Source organism: Aeromicrobium sp. (assembly GCF_047607065.1).
In the GTDB taxonomy this organism is placed as follows: Bacteria; Actinomycetota; Actinomycetes; order Propionibacteriales; family Nocardioidaceae; genus Aeromicrobium.
Genome location: NZ_JASGDU010000037.1, coordinates 14,832 through 29,927 on the forward strand (window position 1 = coordinate 14,832; position 15,096 = coordinate 29,927).

A 15,096-nucleotide genomic window follows, 5' to 3' on the forward strand; every position below is an offset into this window, starting at 1 on the left:
AGACGAGGGTGCCTCGCTCAGCCGAACCGACCGGCCTGGGTGAAGTTACCGCGCATCGAGGTCACTCGAACCACACCGCCGGTGCTCGGTGCCTCGACAATCTGGCCGTTGCCGAGGTAGATCGCCACGTGCGACATGTTGCCGTAGAAGACCAGATCACCGGGCTGGATGTCGCTCATGGAGACCTTGGTGGAGGCCTGGTACTGGGCCCGAGCAGTGCGCGGGATGCTGATGCCCGCCGCAGCAAAACTTGCCTGAGTCAGACCCGAACAGTCGTAGGAGTCCGGCCCGGTGCCGCCGTAGCGGTAGGGCTTGCCGAGCTGGGTGAGCGCAAAGTCGATAGCCGATCCGGAGAAAGCGCTCGGCGCGGCAGCAGGGTTGGGCACCTGGGAAGCATTGGCACTGTCGAACCGCGCCCGCTGACTCGCATCGAGAGCCGCAAGCTGAGCCTGGGCGGCTTCGTAGGCGTCTTGCACCTCGGCCTTCTTGGCGTCGGCGTTGGCCTTGTCGGCCTCCAAGGTGGCCTTGAGCTGTTCGAGTTGCGCCTGGCGCGTGGCGAGATCGTCGGCGTTCTCCGAGAAGGCCTCCAGTGCCTCGGCCTGCGTGGCGTTGAATGCCTGCACAGCACTCAGGCCCTCGAGGAAGGCCGTCGGGCTGTCACTGGCCAGCAGGCTGGCGGTCGGGCCGAGCGGTGAGTCGATCTGCTGCTGGACGATGACCTCGCCGAGCGCATCGCGCTGCTGCTCGTAGGTCTCCTGCACGCCGGCGATCTCCGTGGTCAGCGCCGCGATGGCGGCCTCGGTGGCGGCGATATCGCTGTTGAGCTGGTTGACTTCCTCGTTCGCGGCGGCGGCGGCGTTGAACGCCTGCTCCACCTGCGCCACGGCGTCGGAACGGTCGGGTTCGGCCTGGGCCGAGCCGGTCACCAGGGCGGCACCGAGAAGAACGGCGGCCAGGGCGACGGCGCTCAGGTGCCGGGCGGAATGTCGTCGGGCAGGGTGGTGAGTGGAATCCACGCACGTCTCCAGTCGATCTGTCGTGCGCCCGACGCCGGCCGGGGGACCGGCGTTCTCCGAACGCACAAAGACCGATCATACGAGGACCCCACGGGGCGGTTCAAATCTCAACCGGCCTCGGAGTGGCGAGACGGGGTGCCCATGACGAGGCGCAGCGGGGGCACCAGGCCGCCGTCGGCCAGGGCTTCGAGGGCGGCGTGCTCGTCTCCGGAGAGTTCGATCTCCGCCGGTGGCGCGCCGAGAAGGACCGTCACGACGCAATCGCCGCAGGCTGCGGGACTCTTGACGACACAGCGATCGCAGTCGATCACGACGCTGTCGCAGGAAAGGTGATTCATGCCGGCGACGCTAAAGGCCGCCTCGGACATTTTTTGTCCCTCGGCCGGCGGCGCGGCGCACATCACGGAATTGTCGGTGCCCGCACCTAACCTGCCCGCCATGACCACTGACGCCTGGCGGCAAGAGAGCCTGGACGATCTCGGGCGGCCGCTCGCCGACGTCACCTTCTGCGTCGTCGACCTCGAGACTACCGGTGCCTCCCCTGCGGCCGGGTCGCGCATCACCGAGGTCGGCGCGGTCAAGGTGCGCGGGGGCGAGGTGGTCGGCGAGTTCCAGACGCTGGTCAACCCCGACGAGCGCATCCCGGCGTTCATCACCGTGCTGACCGGCATCACCGATGCCATGGTCGCCCCGGCTCCTCAGATCGCCGAGGTGCTGCCGAGCTTCCTGGAGTTCGCCCGTGGGACCGTGCTGGTCGCGCACAATGCCCCGTTCGACACCGGTTTCCTGCGCCATGCCGCCGGCGAACTGCAGATCCCCTGGCCTCGCTTCGACGTGCTCGACACGGCGGTCCTGGCGCGGCGGGTGCTGCTCAAGGAGGAGGTCCGCAACGTCAAGCTCGCCACCTTGGCCGCGCATGTCGGGGCCGCTACCACCCCGAACCACCGGGCACTCGACGACGCCAGGGCCACCGTCGACGTACTGCACCACCTGATCGGCCGGCTGGGGTCGTTCGGGGTGCACTCGCTGGAGGAGGCGCGCGAGTTCACCCAGGCGGTCTCGGCCGAGCAGCGCCGCAAACGCCATCTCGCCGACCGCGTGCCGAACGGGCCGGGCGTGTACCTGTTCCGCGACCGGCAGGGCGAGGTGCTGTACGTCGGCACCTCGCGCGACCTGCGCTCGCGGGTTCGCTCCTATTTCACGCGGGCCGAGACCCGCAGCCGCATGGGCGAGATGATCGCCCTGGCCGAGCGGGTCGAGGCCGTTCCCTGCGCCACAGCCCTGGAGGCCCAGGTGCGCGAGCTGCGGCTCATCGCGGCCCACCGGCCGCCGTACAACCGCCGCTCGAAGTTCCCCGAGCGCACCACCTGGATCCGGCTCACCGCCGAGCCGTGGCCACGGCTGTCGGTCGTGAGCAAGGTCACCGCCGAGACCGACCACATCGGTCCCTTCCGCGGCCGCACAGACGCGCTCGCCGCCCTCGATGCGCTCCACGAGACCTTCCGCATCCGCCGGTGTACGCAGCGGCTGGGCCGCGCTCCCCGGTCCTCGCCGTGCGCGCTGGCCGAGATGGGCCGCTGCCTGTCGCCGTGCGACCAATCGGTGAGCGCCAGTGACTACGCCGCCGAGATCGAACGGCTGCGGGCCGCGATCACCGGCGATCCGGCCGAGGTGGTGCGGGTGCTGACCGCGCGCATGACCGAGCTGTCGCGGGCCGAGCGCTTCGAGGACGCCGCCGTGACCCGGGACCGGCTGGCCGCCGCGCTCCGCGGCATCGCTCGCACTCAGCGCCTGCGCGAGGTCAGCGACGAGGCCGAAATCGTCGCGGCCGCCCCGCACCCGGACGGCTGGCACATGCACGTCATCCGGCACGGACGGCTGGCCGCCGCCGGTGTCCTTCCGCGCGGCCGGGCCTACGAGCCGTGGCTCGACCAGCTGCTCACCGGTGCCGAGACGGTCCGGCCCGGTGCCGGCCCCGCCCCGGCCTGCTCCGTCGAGGAGGTCGAGACGATTCGCCGCTGGCTCACCACGCCGGAGGTCCGCCTGGTCCGTGGCACCTGGCGTTGCCGGATCGCCAATGCCCAACGCCACCTGACCGTCTGAGAGGTCCCCGTCAGTTAGGTGAGGTCGGTCCCTGAGCCGCGAGCGGCCTACGCACCTCAAGAGACCAGAGGCACCCGAACCCGCGCGCTCAGAAGCCGGGATTGAAGGCGGCCGAGATGAAGACGATGGCGGTCATCACGGTGCTTCCTCGGCGGTCGCGGCGGCCCAGCGGGCCAGGACGTCACGCGCGGCACCGGAGTCGATGGACGCGCGGGCGCGCTCGATGCCGGCCGCCAACCGTTCAGTCAGCGATCCGGACTCGGCGGCATGGGCGGCGATGCCGGCGCCGGCGTTCAACAGCACCGCGTCGCGCACCGGCCCCCTCTCCCCGTCGAGCACGCGGACGAACACCTCCGCGTTATGGGCGACCTCACCGCCGACCAGCGCCTCCGGCGGTGCCGGTGCCAGGCCGAGATCGGCGGGGTTCAGGCTCTCCTCGCTCACCTGACCGCCTGCGACCACCCACACCCGCGAGGTCGTCGTGATGGTCAGCTCGTCGAGTCCGTCGTCACCGCGGAACACCAGCGCGTCGTTGCCGCGCTCGGCGAGCACGCCGGCCATGAGCGGCGCCATGCGGGCGTCCGCACAGCCGATGGCCAGAGCCTGCGGCTGCGCAGGGTTCGTCAGCGGACCGAGGAAGTTGAAGATCGTCGGGATGCCCAGCTCGGCGCGCGTCGGCCCCACATGCCGAAACGACGGGTGGAAGGCCCGCGCGAAGCAGAAGGTGATGCCGGCCCGCGCGTAGACCTCGGCGATCCGGTCAGCGGGCACGTCCAGGCGCACGCCCAGCGCCTCCAGCACGTCGGCCGACCCGGTGGTGCTCGACGCCGACCGGTTGCCGTGCTTGACGACGCCGATGCCCGCGCCAGCGGCCACCACCGCCGACATCGAGGAGATGTTGACCGTGTTGGCGCGGTCACCGCCGGTGCCGACGATGTCGAGCACCCGGTCCGGCACGCTCACCGGGATCGCCGAGGCGAGCATCTGATCGGCCAGGGCCAGCAGCTCGACGCGGGTCTCGCCCTTGGTCCGCAGACCCACCGCGAAGGCCGCGATCTGCGCCGGCAGCGCCTTGCCGTCGAGGATCTCGCCCATCGCCCAGTGGACGGCCTCGGCGTCCAGGTCGTGCCGCGCGGTCAGCGCAGCGAGGACATCGGGCCAGGCGGTGCTCATCGAACCAACTCCTGCAGGACAGCGATGACGGTCTCGGCGAACGTCAACGGATCGATCGGATGGGAGGCGACGGCATCGGCGCGCGACCAGTGTGCGAGCCAGGCGTCCTGAGGGCGGCCGGTCACCACGACGACCGGGGGCGCGTGGAAGATCTCGTCCTTGATCTGCCGGGCCAGGCCCAGGCCGCCGACGGGAACCGCCTCGCCGTCCAGGATGACCAGATCGACCGCTCCGGCCGCCTCGAGCGTCCGCAGCACCATCGGTTCGGTCGCCGTCTCCTTGAATTCCAGCGGCGGGAGATCGGGGTGGGGCCGCTCGCCGAGGGCACCGATCACGGCGGCTCGAACGTCGCGGTCGTCGCCGTAGACAAGGACACGCAGGGGGCGGTCACTTCGCACCAGCGAATCGTACATAATGACCCCGTGGCGACTACCTCTGCGATTCCCGCTTCCCGACTCCACGGCCAGGAGGGCCGCCCGTCCATGGTGACGGTCGGCACGATCATCTGGCTGTCCAGCGACCTGCTGTTCTTCGCGGCCCTGTTCGCGGCGTACTTCACGGTCCGCAACGTGACCCCCGAACTGTGGGCGATCCAGACCGAGAAACTCAACGTGCCGTTCGCTGCGGCGAACACGACGGTCCTCGTGCTGAGTTCGGTCACCTGTCAGTTCGGCGTGTTCGCGGCGGCCCGCGGCAAGGCCGGACGCAGTGGCTCGCTGCTCAACATCGGCCAGTGGGGCATGCGCGAATGGTTCGTCCTGTCGTTCCTCATGGGCGCGGTGTTCATCGGCGGCCAGGCCACCGAGTACGCCGAGCTGGTACACCACGGCGTGACGCTGTCCTCGTCGGCCTACGGCAGCCTCTTCTACCTCGCCACCGGCTTCCACGGCATGCACGTCGTCGCCGGTCTCCTAGCGTTCCTCCTGGTCATCGGACGCACCTTCGTGACCCGCAAGTTCACCCACGAACAAGCCATCAGCGCCATCGTCGTGTCGTACTACTGGCACTTCGTCGACGTCGTCTGGGTGGCCCTCTTCGCGTCCATCTATCTCCTGCGCTGAGCAAGGCTCACCTAAGTCAATAACCCGCGTACGCGCGCGGATACTCTGTCGACGTTCACAACAACGGAATTGAGGTACCCGGTGCGCACCTTGTCGACTTGGCGACGGCACCCCCTGGCCGGCGTCTTTGTGATCCTCGGGGCGCTCGGGGTCGCCGCCGTCCTTTACCTGGCCTTCGCCCCCAAGGGCGCGACGGCCGAAGAGACCTCCTCGTCGTTGGAGGACGTCGAGGCCGGCCGCCAGTTGTTCGTGATCGGCTGCGCTAGCTGCCACGGCCAGAACGCCGAGGGCGTCGTGTCCGACGGCGGCGGCAACTACGGCCCGTCGCTGATCGGCGTCGGTGCCGCGGCGGTCGACTTCCAAGTCGGCACCGGCCGCATGCCGATGGGCCAGACCTCGCCGCAAGCGCCGCGCAAGGCCGTCGAGTACACCGACGAGGAGATCAGCCAGCTTGCGGCGTATATCGCCTCGCTGGCACCCGGCCCGTCCATTCCCGAGGAGGAATACCTCGACTATGAGAGCGCCTCGGCCGAGGAGATCAGCCTCGGCGGTGAGTTCTTCCGCACCAACTGCACGGCCTGCCACAACTCCGTCGGTGCCGGTGGTGCCCTGCCCGGCGGCCGCTTCGCCCCCACGCTGGAGGGCGTCAGCGCCAAGCACATCTTCGAGGCCATGCAGACCGGCCCGCAGCAGATGCCGGTCTTCTCCGACGACGTCATCACCCCCGAGGACAAGCGCGCCGTAATCGCCTACATCAAGGCGGTCCAGGAGCAGCCGAACTACGGCGGCATGGGCGGCGGCGGCATCGGCCCGGTGGCCGACGGCCTGTTCATCTGGGTCTTCGGCATCGGCCTCCTCGTCGGCTTCGCGATCTGGATCGCGGCGCACGGCACCCGTTCGACCAAGAAGCCGAAGGGAACGCAGCAGTGAGCGAACTCGATCACCACGGCGGCGACGCGACCCCCGCAGTCGCCGAGCCCATCGCCGATCCGGGCCTGCCCGAGCACGCCTACCGGGTCACCGATGTCGACGAGGCGCAGGCCCGGCGCACCGAGCGCCAGATCTCGCTGATGTTCGCTGCGGCGGCGCTGCTGGCCGTCGGCTTCTGTGTCGCCTACGTCGTCGTCGACTTCGACCAGACCTTCCTGGGTTGGTCGGCGCAGAACTTCGCACTCGGCGCAACCCTCGGCGGTGCACTGCTGCTCATCGGCATCGGCATCATCCAGTGGGCCAAGAAGATCATGTCCGATCACGAGATGGTCGAACTTCGCCACCCGGCGGCTTCCTCCGAGGATGACCGCGCCGCAGTCCTGGCCGACCTCAACGCCGGCATCAAGGAGTCGCAGATCGGCCGCCGCCCGCTGATCCGTAACTCGCTGCTCGGTGCCGTGGGGGCGCTGGCTCTGCCCGGCGTCTTCTTGCTGCGTGACCTCGGCCCGCTCCCCCACGGCCACACCCAGACCGTGTGGCGCAAGGGCATGCGCGTCGTCAACGACATCTCCGGCCTGCCGATGAAGCCGTCGGACCTGGAGGTCGGCCAGCTGGTCAACGCCGAGCCCGCCGCGTTCTTCCCCGCCGAGGGTGAAGAGCACGCCGAGGTCCACGGCCACGAGCTGCTCGCCGCTAAGGCCAAGGCTGCCGTGATCGTCGTGCGCATGCGTCCCGAGGACATCACCCCGGAGAAGGGCAAGGAGAACTGGGGCATCGACGGCATCTTGTGCTACTCGAAGATCTGCACCCACGTCGGCTGCCCGATCTCCCTGTGGGAGCAGCAGACGCACCACCTGCTGTGTCCCTGCCACCAGTCGACCTTCGACCTGGCCGACAATGGCAAGGTCGTCTTCGGCCCGGCGTACCGTCCGCTCCCCCAGTTGCCACTCGGCCTCGACGAAGAGGGCTACATCATCGCCATGAGCGACTTCCTCGACATCGTGACCCCGAGTTACCCCGAGTTGGCACGCGACCAGAAGAAGCTCGACGAGAAGAACGGCCGGGGTGAGAAGTGATGACGACGGACACCTACACCGACATCCAGGACACCAAGCTCGGCAAGAAGGCCGCCGGTCCGGTCGGCTGGCTCGACGACCGCCTCGGCCTGGCCGGCATCGCGCGCAAGAACATGCGCAAGATCTTCCCCGAGCACTGGTCGTTCATGCTCGGCGAGATCGCGCTGTGGAGTTTCGTCGTCCTGCTCATCTCGGGCACCTTCTTGACCCTGTGGTTCCAGCCGAGCATGGCCGAGACGGTCTACGACGGCTCCTACGAGCCGCTCAAGGGCATCGAGATGTCCCAGGCCTACGCCTCGACCCTCGACATCTCCTTCGACATCCGCGGCGGCCTGCTCATGCGGCAGATCCACCACTGGGCGGCGGCGCTGTTCGTCGCGGCGATGATGATCCACATGATGCGCGTGTTCTTCACCGGCGCGTATCGCAAGCCGCGTGAGATCAACTGGCTGATCGGTATCGGCCTGCTGGTGCTCGGCATGGTCGAGGGCTTCGCCGGCTACTCGCTGCCCGACGACCTGCTCTCGGGCACGGGCCTGCGCTTCGTCGACGGCCTGATCAGGTCGGTGCCGTTCGTCGGCTCGTACATCGAGTTCTTCCTCTTCGGCGGCGAGTTCCCCGGCGAGGTCATCATCCCCCGCCTGTACATGGCGCACATCCTGCTGGTCCCGGCGCTGATCCTGGGCCTCATCGCGGCGCACATGCTGCTGCTCGTGTATCACAAGCACACGCAATGGGCCGGCCCCGGACGCACCAACGACAACGTCGTCGGCTACCCCATGCTGCCGGTGTACGCGGCCAAGGCTGGCGGCTTCTTCTTCGTCGTGTTCGGCTTCACCGCCCTGTTCGCGGCGCTCATCCAGATCAACCCGGTGTGGGCGTACGGCCCGTACAACCCGTCGGAGGTCACGGCAGGTTCGCAGCCGGACTGGTACATGGGCTTCTCCGAGGGCTTGGTGCGCATCATGCCCAACTGGGAGTGGAACCTGTTCGGCTGGACGTTCAGCTGGAACATCTTCATCCCAGGTATGGGCGGCCTGGGCCTGCTGTTCACTTCGCTGGCGATCTGGCCTTTCCTGGAGCGCTGGATCACCGGTGACGACCGTGAGCATCATCTCCTGGAGCGCCCGCGTGACGCCCCCGCCCGTACCGCGCTCGGCGTCGCCGGCATCACCGCCTACCTGGTGGGCCTCATGGCCGGCGGCAACGACATCATTGCCACGAAGTTCCACCTCGACGTGTTCGTCTTGACCTGGATCTTCCGCTTCGGGTTCTTCCTCTTCCCGGTCATCGCGTTCCTCATCACCAAGCGCATCTGCATCGGCTTGCAGTACCGCGACCACGATCTCGTGCTGCACGGCTACGAGACCGGTGTCATCGAGCGGTCGCCTTCGGGCGGCTACAGCGAGCGTCACGCTCCCCTGCCGGTGGGCCAGCAGTACGCGCTCACGGCCCGTGAGCGCGTGCCGGCCATCGAGGCCCCCGAATTGGTGGACGCTAATGGTGTCGCCGCGCCGAAGGGGCTGCGCGCAAAGGTCCGGGCGAAGTTGCGCAAGCTCTACTACGGAGGCGGCGTTCTCGACAAGCCCACCGCGTCCGAGGTGCATCACGCAGAAGAGCACCTGTCGCACTTCGACGGTCACCCCAACGAGCATGGCGAGGACTTCCAGGGCGTCTCCGACGCGGGTGTCCCGAAGGTGCACTGAGCCGCAACACCTCGGCCGCAAATGAGGCCCCGGCCCTCCCCTCACGGGAGAAGCCGGGGCCTCGTTGTTTGTCACGCTAAGAGCGTGCGCAGATAGGCCGCTGGCTGAGGTGCGAACGAGCCTCGAAGCCAGATGCGGTGGTCCCTTCGAGGCTCGCTGCGCTCGCACCTGAGGGGCACGGGTCTCCCTCTCCGCGTGCTTCCTCTGGATACGCTTGAGAATAGAGGCGACACCGCTCATTGAGGCGCGGAGCGAGGAACGAGCGGAGCCTCGAAATGAGCTGTGGTGCTGTGCCCTTCGAGGCTCGCTGCGCTCGCACCTCAGGGGCCGGGTCCCGGTGGCGTCCCCTCAGACTCGGTCCGCTCCGGTACCACGAGGGCCGGCTAAGGGCTCCTTGTCCGTACCGCGCCAGCGGATGACCCTCCAAGGCCCCCCTCAGGCGGCGGGAGCGGCCTCGTACAGCGCCGAACCCTTCTGGTATTCCTCCCAGGAGACGTTCCAGTCGGTCCAGCCGTTGTGGGCCTCCAACTGACGTGTCCCGTTGATGAAGGTCACCACGTCACCGCGCAGCGCCTGGCCGTACAGCCACCCGGCATTCTCCGTGCTCATACCGGTACACCCGTGGCTCACGTTGGCGTTACCCTGCGAAGCAACCGACCACGGCGCGGCGTGGATGAACTCCCCCGAATTGGTCAGCCGCATTGCCCACTTGACTCCCTCGACTCGGTAGTAGCCCGGATCTTCGCTGTCGACGCCCGTGGTGGCAGCATCCATGTCGACGCTGGGACTCTTCTCCATGATGATCTTGGTGCCGACTCGCGTCTGATGCGTCGAGTCCCCTGTGGTAACCGGCAAGGTCTTGACCAGCTGACCGTCGCGCTCGACGGTCATCGTATGGCCAGCGATGTCAACGGTGTAGATGTTCGCGCTGCCGACCGAAAAGTCGATGGTACGGCTCTCTTGGCCGTAACGCCCATCGCCGGCCGGGACGCTGTTGAGATCCAACTGCACCTGAACGGTCGTGCCGGCCTGCCAGTACACCTCCGGGCGCCAATGGGCCTCACTGTCGGAAAGCCAGTACCAGCTGCCGTTCTGCTCCGGCGTGCTGGCCACGTGCATGTGCTGCTCAAAGGCCGCACGGTCGGTGACCGGATGATCGAAGAGGACGACTACGGGCATACCCACGCCAACGGTCTCCCCCGCGAGCGGAGCCACCGAAGGATAAATCTGCTGATCCTCCGCGACGGCCATCGCGGTGAACGCCCGTGTCTCCTCGACCGACTTACCGTCGTCGCCGGTTGCCTTCGCCACAAGGATGTACGACGTCGCCGGCTCCAGACGCGCCGACGCCGTCCACACCCCGTCGGCGATCTCACCGCTGATCGTGGAACCGTCGCCTGCGGTCAGTGTCACCTCGTCGAGTGTGCCGTGTTCGACCTCGACTGAGGCCAGCGTGGCCACGTCGACATCGACGGCTCCGTCGTCGACATTGATCGTCAGCGCAGCCGGATCGGCGACGTCGGACTTCGATCCACCGCCACCACTACCGGAGCAGGCAGTGACCAGGGACAACAGCAGTGCCAGGCACAGGCAGGCGAACTTATTCACCCGCCCATTCTACGCGAGAACGTCAGTGACGATGAATGCCGCGGTAGAACTCGAATACCCAGCCGACCACGGCGATGGCACCGAGGCCCGCACCGATGATGAACAGCCACCAGCCGAAGACGACACCCAGGACCACTGTGGCGAAAGCCAGCGCCGCCCACAGCGGCCACCAACTCGACGCCGGGAAGAAGCCCAGCTCGCCGGCACCGTCGAGGATCTCCGCATCGGGCAGGTCTTCTGGACGCGGCGGGATCTGCCGGGCTACGACGGCGAGGTAGAAGCTGATGAGCACACACAGCAGCGTGGTCATCACGAGTGCCACCGAGCCGGTCGGGTCACTGGTCAGCACCCAGTAGATCGGCGCGATCAGGGCAAAGAACACCGCGCAGGAGACGATGGTCCAGAGTTCGGCCTTCATATTCGCTCAGGACTCCTTTGTGCCCGGCTTGCCCTCGACGTTCGGGGCGTCGGCGATGGTCTGCGTCTCGCCCGGGTTGTCGTGCAACTCCAGCGAGGCGATCTCGGGATGGTGCAGATCGAAGGCGGGACTTTCGGACCGGATCCGCGGCAGCGAGAGGAAGTTGTGGCGAGGCGGCGGGGAACTCGTGGCCCACTCCAGCGAGCGGCCCCAGCCCCACGGGTCGTCCAGGCCGACCGGCTCGGACTTGCGCGACTTCCAGATGTTGTAGAAGAACGGGATCATCGACGAGCCGAGCAGGAAGGCACCGATAGTCGAGATCTCGTTGAGCGTCGTGAAGCCGTCGCTCGGCGCGTAGTCGATGTAGCGACGCGGCATACCCTCGATGCCCAGCCAGTGCTGTACGAGGAACGTCAGGTGGAAGCCGATGAACAGCAGCCAGAAGTGGATCTTGCCCAGCTTCTCGTCGAGCATGCGACCGGTGAGTTTGGGCCACCAGAAGTAGAAGCCCGCGAACATCGCGAAAACGACCGTGCCGAAGACGACGTAGTGGAAGTGCGCCACGACGAAGTAGGAGTCCGACAACTGGAAGTCCAGCGCCGGGGAGGCCAAGATGACGCCGGTCAGGCCGCCGAAGAGGAAGGTCGTCAGGAAGCCCAGCGACCAGATCAGCGGCGTGTCGAAGGACAGGCTTCCGCCCCAGAGCGTGCCGATCCAGTTGAAGAACTTCACGCCGGTAGGCACCGCGATGAGGAAGGTCATAAAGCTGAAGAACGCCAGGTCGACCGAGCCGGTCACGTACATGTGGTGCGCCCACACCGCGACCGACAGCGCCGCGATCATCAGCGTCGCACCGACCAGCCCGACGTAGCCGAAGATCGGCTTACGGGCGAAGACCGGGAAGATCTCCGAGACGATGCCGAAGAACGGCAGCGCGATGATGTAGACCTCGGGGTGACCGAAGAACCAGAACAGGTGCTGCCACATGATCGGTCCACCGTTGGCGGCGTCGAAGACGTGCGCACCGAACATGCGGTCTGCACCGAGAGCCAGCAGCGCCGCGCCGAAGATCGGGAAGGCGATGAGCACCAGCAGGCTGGTGATGAGGGTGTTCCACACGAAGATCGGCATGCGGAACATCGTCATGCCCGGGGCGCGCATGCAGAAGATCGTCGTGGCGAAGTTGACCGCACCCAAGATGGTGCCGACACCCGACATGTACAGGCCCATGACCCACAGGTCGCCGCCGACGCCCGGCGAGTTCACGCCGTCCGACAGCGGGGCATAGGCGAACCAGCCGAAACTGGCCGCGCCGCTGGGGGTGAAGAAGCCCGACAGCGCGATGAGCGAACCGAACAGGTACAGCCAGTAACTGAACATGTTCAAGCGTGGGAACGCCACGTCCGGCGCACCGATCTGCAGGGGCATGATCGCGTTGGCGAAGCCGAAGAACAGCGCCGTCGCGAACATCAGCAGCATCACGGTGCCGTGCATCGTAAACAACTGGTTGAAGGTCTCGTCGTCGACGAAGGTGGTGCCGGGCCGGGCCAACTCAGCGCGCATCACCAGCGCCATGACGCCGCCGATCAGGAAGAACGTGAACGACGTGACCATGTACATGTTGCCGATGACCTTGTGATCGGTCGTCGTCAGGCAGGTCACAACCCGCTGCGCCAGCGTGCGGCCTGCCGGAACGTGAGCGACGTGCGCATCGCCCGCGTCGAAGGCGGCAGTAGTGGTAGCCATCAGTGCTCGGCTCCTTCGGTGTCCAGACCGGCAATCGTGTCGGCTTCGGCGGCGCCGTCGGGACGGCCGATCTGGCCCTTGTCCTGCAGCGAGGTGAGATAGGCCTGGTAGTCCTCCGGGGAGACCACGTACACCCGGAAGATCATGCGCGAGTGGTACAGGCCGCAGAGTTCGGCGCAACGACCGACGTAGTAGTCCTGCGGATCGTCCGATCCGATGCCGTCGTAGTCGGTGGTGGTCTCCGTCGGGGTCACGTCGAAGTGGTTCACCTTGCCCGGAACGACGTCCATCTTGAAGTAGAACTCGGGGATCCAGAACGAGTGAATGACATCGGGCGACTTCAACTCGAAACGGATGCTCTCATCGACAGGGAGGACCAACTCGGCCGGATGGTCCGGGGTACCGAAGGCGTAGACGTCTTCGCCGCCTGTCGACTCCTCGTCGAGGTAGTTGAAGGCCCACTGCCACTTCGAGCCGACGACTTCGATGGTGTGGTCGGGGTGGTCGACATCCTCGAGGATCGCGTTCTGTGCCGTGACGGTGTGGAAGAAGAACACCGCCACGATGATGACCGGGGCGAAGGTGTACAGCGCCTCGATCGGCAGGTTGTAGCGCACCTGCGCCGGGACCTCGTCGTCGCTGCGACGCCGGTAGCGGACCATGCACCAGACCATGAGGCCAAAGACCAGCAGGAAGACCACCAGGCAGGCGATCCAGGCACCCAGCCAGACGTTCCACACCTCATCGGTGCGGTCACTGCCGGCGACCGGAAGCGCAAGACGCTTGATATCCGAGTCGTCAACGGGAGAGCAACCGCTCAATGCGACTGCCACGAGGGCGATAACCGCCAACTTCAACCGACCCACCGGGGCGCCTTTCTGCTTCGAGAGACCGTCACGCGATTGACAGATGCACCCTACTCCAGGGAAGGCCTCTGTCCTAGGTAAGGGGGACCTTGCTACGACACGGCGAGAGCCTGGGCAACACGCTCACCGGCTTCGGCGCCGTAGGCCGCCGCGAAGCGGGCCAGGAAGGTCTCGCGCTCCAGCGTGTACTCCTGCGTACCGGTGGTCTCGACAACGCTCGCGGCGATGGTGCAACCGATCTGCGCACAGGTCTGTAGGTCGAGTCCGGCGGCGAGTCCGGCGAGGAAGCCGCCACGGAAGCTGTCGCCGACGCCCGTGGGGTCGGCGGCCTCGACGCCCGCGAGCGCGGGGACCTCGATACGGGTGCCGTCTGCGTCGATGACCGTCACGCCGTCCTTGCCGCGAGTGATGACCTGCACGCCCACGGCGGCCTTGACCTCCTCGGCGCTCCAGCCGGTCTTCTGCTCGACCAAGGCCGCCTCGTAATCATTGGTGAACAGGTAGGCCGCACCCTCGATGAGCTGGCGGATGAGGTCGCCGTCGGCCCAGGCGAGCTGCTGCGACGGGTCGGCCACGAACGGCAGGCCGATCTCGCGCGCGGTCTGCGTGTGGCGCAGCATCGCGTCGGGATCGTCCGGGCCGATCAGCAGCAGGTCGATGGGCCTGTCAGCGTGGAGGGCGGCCACGTCGATGAAGCGGGCCTCGGACATGGCACCGGGATAGAAGGTAACGACCTGCGCATGGGCTTCGTCCGTGGTGATGGTGCACAGCGCGGTGTGCAGCGTCTCGGAGACGTGGACGGAAGAGCAATCGACGCCCGCGTTTTCCAGCCATGCTTGGTAGCCCTGCTCGACGAAGTCCTTACCGACCGCAGCCACCAGTGTCGGCCGCTGACCGAGGTTGGCCAGCGCGAAGGCGATATTGCCGGCGCATCCGCCGCGACGGATGTCGAGGTCGGCGACCAGGAAAGAGACCGAGAGCTTGTCGAGTTGGTCGGGCACCAGGGAGTCGGAGAATTGACCCGCGAAGGTCTGTAGGTGATCGGCGGCGACCGACCCGGCGATGGCGAGGTGCATGCCGACGATCCTAGGACCTCTCACTGACATGTCTCTCGTGCGTCGAGCACGCGCGGATAGGCGACCTCGGTCCCTGAGGTGCCGCGTGTGGTCGTTTCGAGGCTCGGCTGCGGGCGGCCTCACACCTCAACGACCCCGGGGCAACCGGGTCCCTGAGGTGCTGCGAGGAACGAGCGAGCCTCGAAGGGCGAAGGGGCCTACCGCGGGTGGTGTGGTCGTTTCGAGGCTCGGCCGCGGGCGGCCTCGCACCTCAACGACCGGGGGCAACCGGGTCCCTGAGGTGCGAGCGAGGAACGAGCGAGCCTCGAAGGGCGAAC

14 protein-coding genes are annotated in these 15,096 nt (G+C 67.2%); 5 read left to right on the forward strand and 9 right to left on the reverse strand.

From position 1 onward, the window contains the following. Nucleotides 1-17: 17 nt before the first annotated feature. Nucleotides 18-1,016 (reverse strand): NlpC/P60 family protein, encoded by a 999-nt coding sequence (locus tag QM597_RS05280; protein WP_415003825.1) that lies wholly within the window; start codon nucleotides 1,014-1,016, stop codon nucleotides 18-20. Nucleotides 1,017-1,123: 107 nt separating this feature from the next. Further along, nucleotides 1,124-1,354, reverse strand: a complete 231-nt coding sequence (locus QM597_RS05285; RefSeq protein WP_415003826.1) for a hypothetical protein — start codon at nucleotides 1,352-1,354, stop codon at nucleotides 1,124-1,126. Nucleotides 1,355-1,454: 100 nt separating this feature from the next. On the opposite strand from QM597_RS05285, the gene QM597_RS05290 reads away from it, so the two are divergent. Then, on the forward strand, nucleotides 1,455-3,119 hold the full coding sequence (locus QM597_RS05290) for a DEDD exonuclease domain-containing protein (RefSeq protein WP_415003827.1): 1,665 nt from the start codon (nucleotides 1,455-1,457) through the stop codon (nucleotides 3,117-3,119). A gap of 135 nt (nucleotides 3,120-3,254) precedes the next feature. On the opposite strand, the gene trpD is transcribed toward QM597_RS05290, so the two are convergent. Both trpD and QM597_RS05300 read right to left on the reverse strand, forming a co-directional pair. Then, nucleotides 3,255-4,292 carry an anthranilate phosphoribosyltransferase gene (gene trpD, locus QM597_RS05295; RefSeq protein ID WP_415003828.1) on the reverse strand — a complete coding sequence of 346 codons (1,038 nt, stop codon included), beginning with the start codon at nucleotides 4,290-4,292 and terminating at the stop codon, nucleotides 3,255-3,257. Further along, entirely contained in the window at nucleotides 4,289-4,690 is a 402-nt protein-coding gene (locus tag QM597_RS05300) for a hypothetical protein (RefSeq protein ID WP_415003829.1), read from the reverse strand. Before QM597_RS05300 ends, trpD begins: the two co-directional genes overlap by 4 nt. A gap of 84 nt (nucleotides 4,691-4,774) precedes the next feature. On the opposite strand from QM597_RS05300, the gene QM597_RS05305 reads away from it, so the two are divergent. The 4 genes from QM597_RS05305 to QM597_RS05320 all read left to right on the forward strand — a co-directional run bounded on the left by QM597_RS05305 (nucleotide 4,775) and on the right by QM597_RS05320 (nucleotide 9,065). Then, on the forward strand, nucleotides 4,775-5,353 hold the full coding sequence (locus QM597_RS05305; protein WP_415003838.1) for a cytochrome c oxidase subunit 3: 579 nt from the start codon (nucleotides 4,775-4,777) through the stop codon (nucleotides 5,351-5,353). 81 nt (nucleotides 5,354-5,434) lie between these two features. Beyond that, entirely contained in the window at nucleotides 5,435-6,283 is an 849-nt protein-coding gene (locus tag QM597_RS05310; protein WP_415003830.1) for a c-type cytochrome, read from the forward strand. Then, nucleotides 6,280-7,359, forward strand: a complete 1,080-nt coding sequence (locus QM597_RS05315; RefSeq protein ID WP_415003831.1) for a Rieske 2Fe-2S domain-containing protein — start codon at nucleotides 6,280-6,282, stop codon at nucleotides 7,357-7,359. The genes QM597_RS05310 and QM597_RS05315 overlap by 4 nt, the downstream gene beginning before the upstream one ends. After that, entirely contained in the window at nucleotides 7,359-9,065 is a 1,707-nt protein-coding gene (locus tag QM597_RS05320) for a cytochrome b (protein ID WP_415003832.1), read from the forward strand. The genes QM597_RS05315 and QM597_RS05320 overlap by 1 nt, the downstream gene beginning before the upstream one ends. A 435-nt stretch (nucleotides 9,066-9,500) precedes the next feature. Here QM597_RS05320 and QM597_RS05325 read toward each other — a convergent pair whose 3' ends face one another. From QM597_RS05325 to QM597_RS05345, 5 genes are all read right to left on the reverse strand, one after another. Further along, nucleotides 9,501-10,673 carry an Ig-like domain-containing protein gene (locus QM597_RS05325; protein ID WP_415003833.1) on the reverse strand — a complete coding sequence of 391 codons (1,173 nt, stop codon included), beginning with the start codon at nucleotides 10,671-10,673 and terminating at the stop codon, nucleotides 9,501-9,503. 22 nt (nucleotides 10,674-10,695) lie between these two features. Then, a complete protein-coding gene (locus QM597_RS05330; RefSeq protein WP_415003834.1) occupies nucleotides 10,696-11,091 on the reverse strand; it encodes a cytochrome c oxidase subunit 4 in 396 nt (131 codons plus the stop codon). Nucleotides 11,092-11,097: 6 nt separating this feature from the next. Further along, nucleotides 11,098-12,837 (reverse strand): cytochrome c oxidase subunit I, encoded by a 1,740-nt coding sequence (ctaD, locus tag QM597_RS05335; protein ID WP_415003835.1) that lies wholly within the window; start codon nucleotides 12,835-12,837, stop codon nucleotides 11,098-11,100. Beyond that, nucleotides 12,837-13,703: a cytochrome c oxidase subunit II gene (gene coxB, locus QM597_RS05340; RefSeq protein WP_415003836.1), complete on the reverse strand. Its 867-nt coding sequence runs from the start codon at nucleotides 13,701-13,703 to the stop codon at nucleotides 12,837-12,839. Before coxB ends, ctaD begins: the two co-directional genes overlap by 1 nt. A 92-nt stretch (nucleotides 13,704-13,795) precedes the next feature. After that, nucleotides 13,796-14,779, reverse strand: coding sequence for a carbohydrate kinase family protein (locus QM597_RS05345; protein WP_415003837.1), 984 nt, complete (start codon nucleotides 14,777-14,779; stop codon nucleotides 13,796-13,798). Between the last annotated feature and the right edge of the window lie 317 nt (nucleotides 14,780-15,096).

Bases quoted from the DNA above. Each gene is read 5' to 3' on its own strand.
- QM597_RS05285 (WP_415003826.1), bottom strand. From the start codon at position 1,354: ATGAATCACCTTTCCTGCGACAGCGTCGTGATCGACTGCGATCGCTGT.
- QM597_RS05290 (WP_415003827.1), top strand. From the start codon at position 1,455: ATGACCACTGACGCCTGGCGGCAAGAGAGCCTGGACGATCTCGGGCGG.
- trpD (WP_415003828.1), bottom strand. From the start codon at position 4,292: ATGAGCACCGCCTGGCCCGATGTCCTCGCTGCGCTGACCGCGCGGCAC.
- QM597_RS05305 (WP_415003838.1), top strand. From the start codon at position 4,775: ATGGTGACGGTCGGCACGATCATCTGGCTGTCCAGCGACCTGCTGTTC.
- QM597_RS05320 (WP_415003832.1), top strand. From the start codon at position 7,359: ATGACGACGGACACCTACACCGACATCCAGGACACCAAGCTCGGCAAG.
- QM597_RS05330 (WP_415003834.1), bottom strand. From the start codon at position 11,091: ATGAAGGCCGAACTCTGGACCATCGTCTCCTGCGCGGTGTTCTTTGCC.
- ctaD (WP_415003835.1), bottom strand. From the start codon at position 12,837: ATGGCTACCACTACTGCCGCCTTCGACGCGGGCGATGCGCACGTCGCT.
- QM597_RS05345 (WP_415003837.1), bottom strand. From the start codon at position 14,779: ATGCACCTCGCCATCGCCGGGTCGGTCGCCGCCGATCACCTACAGACC.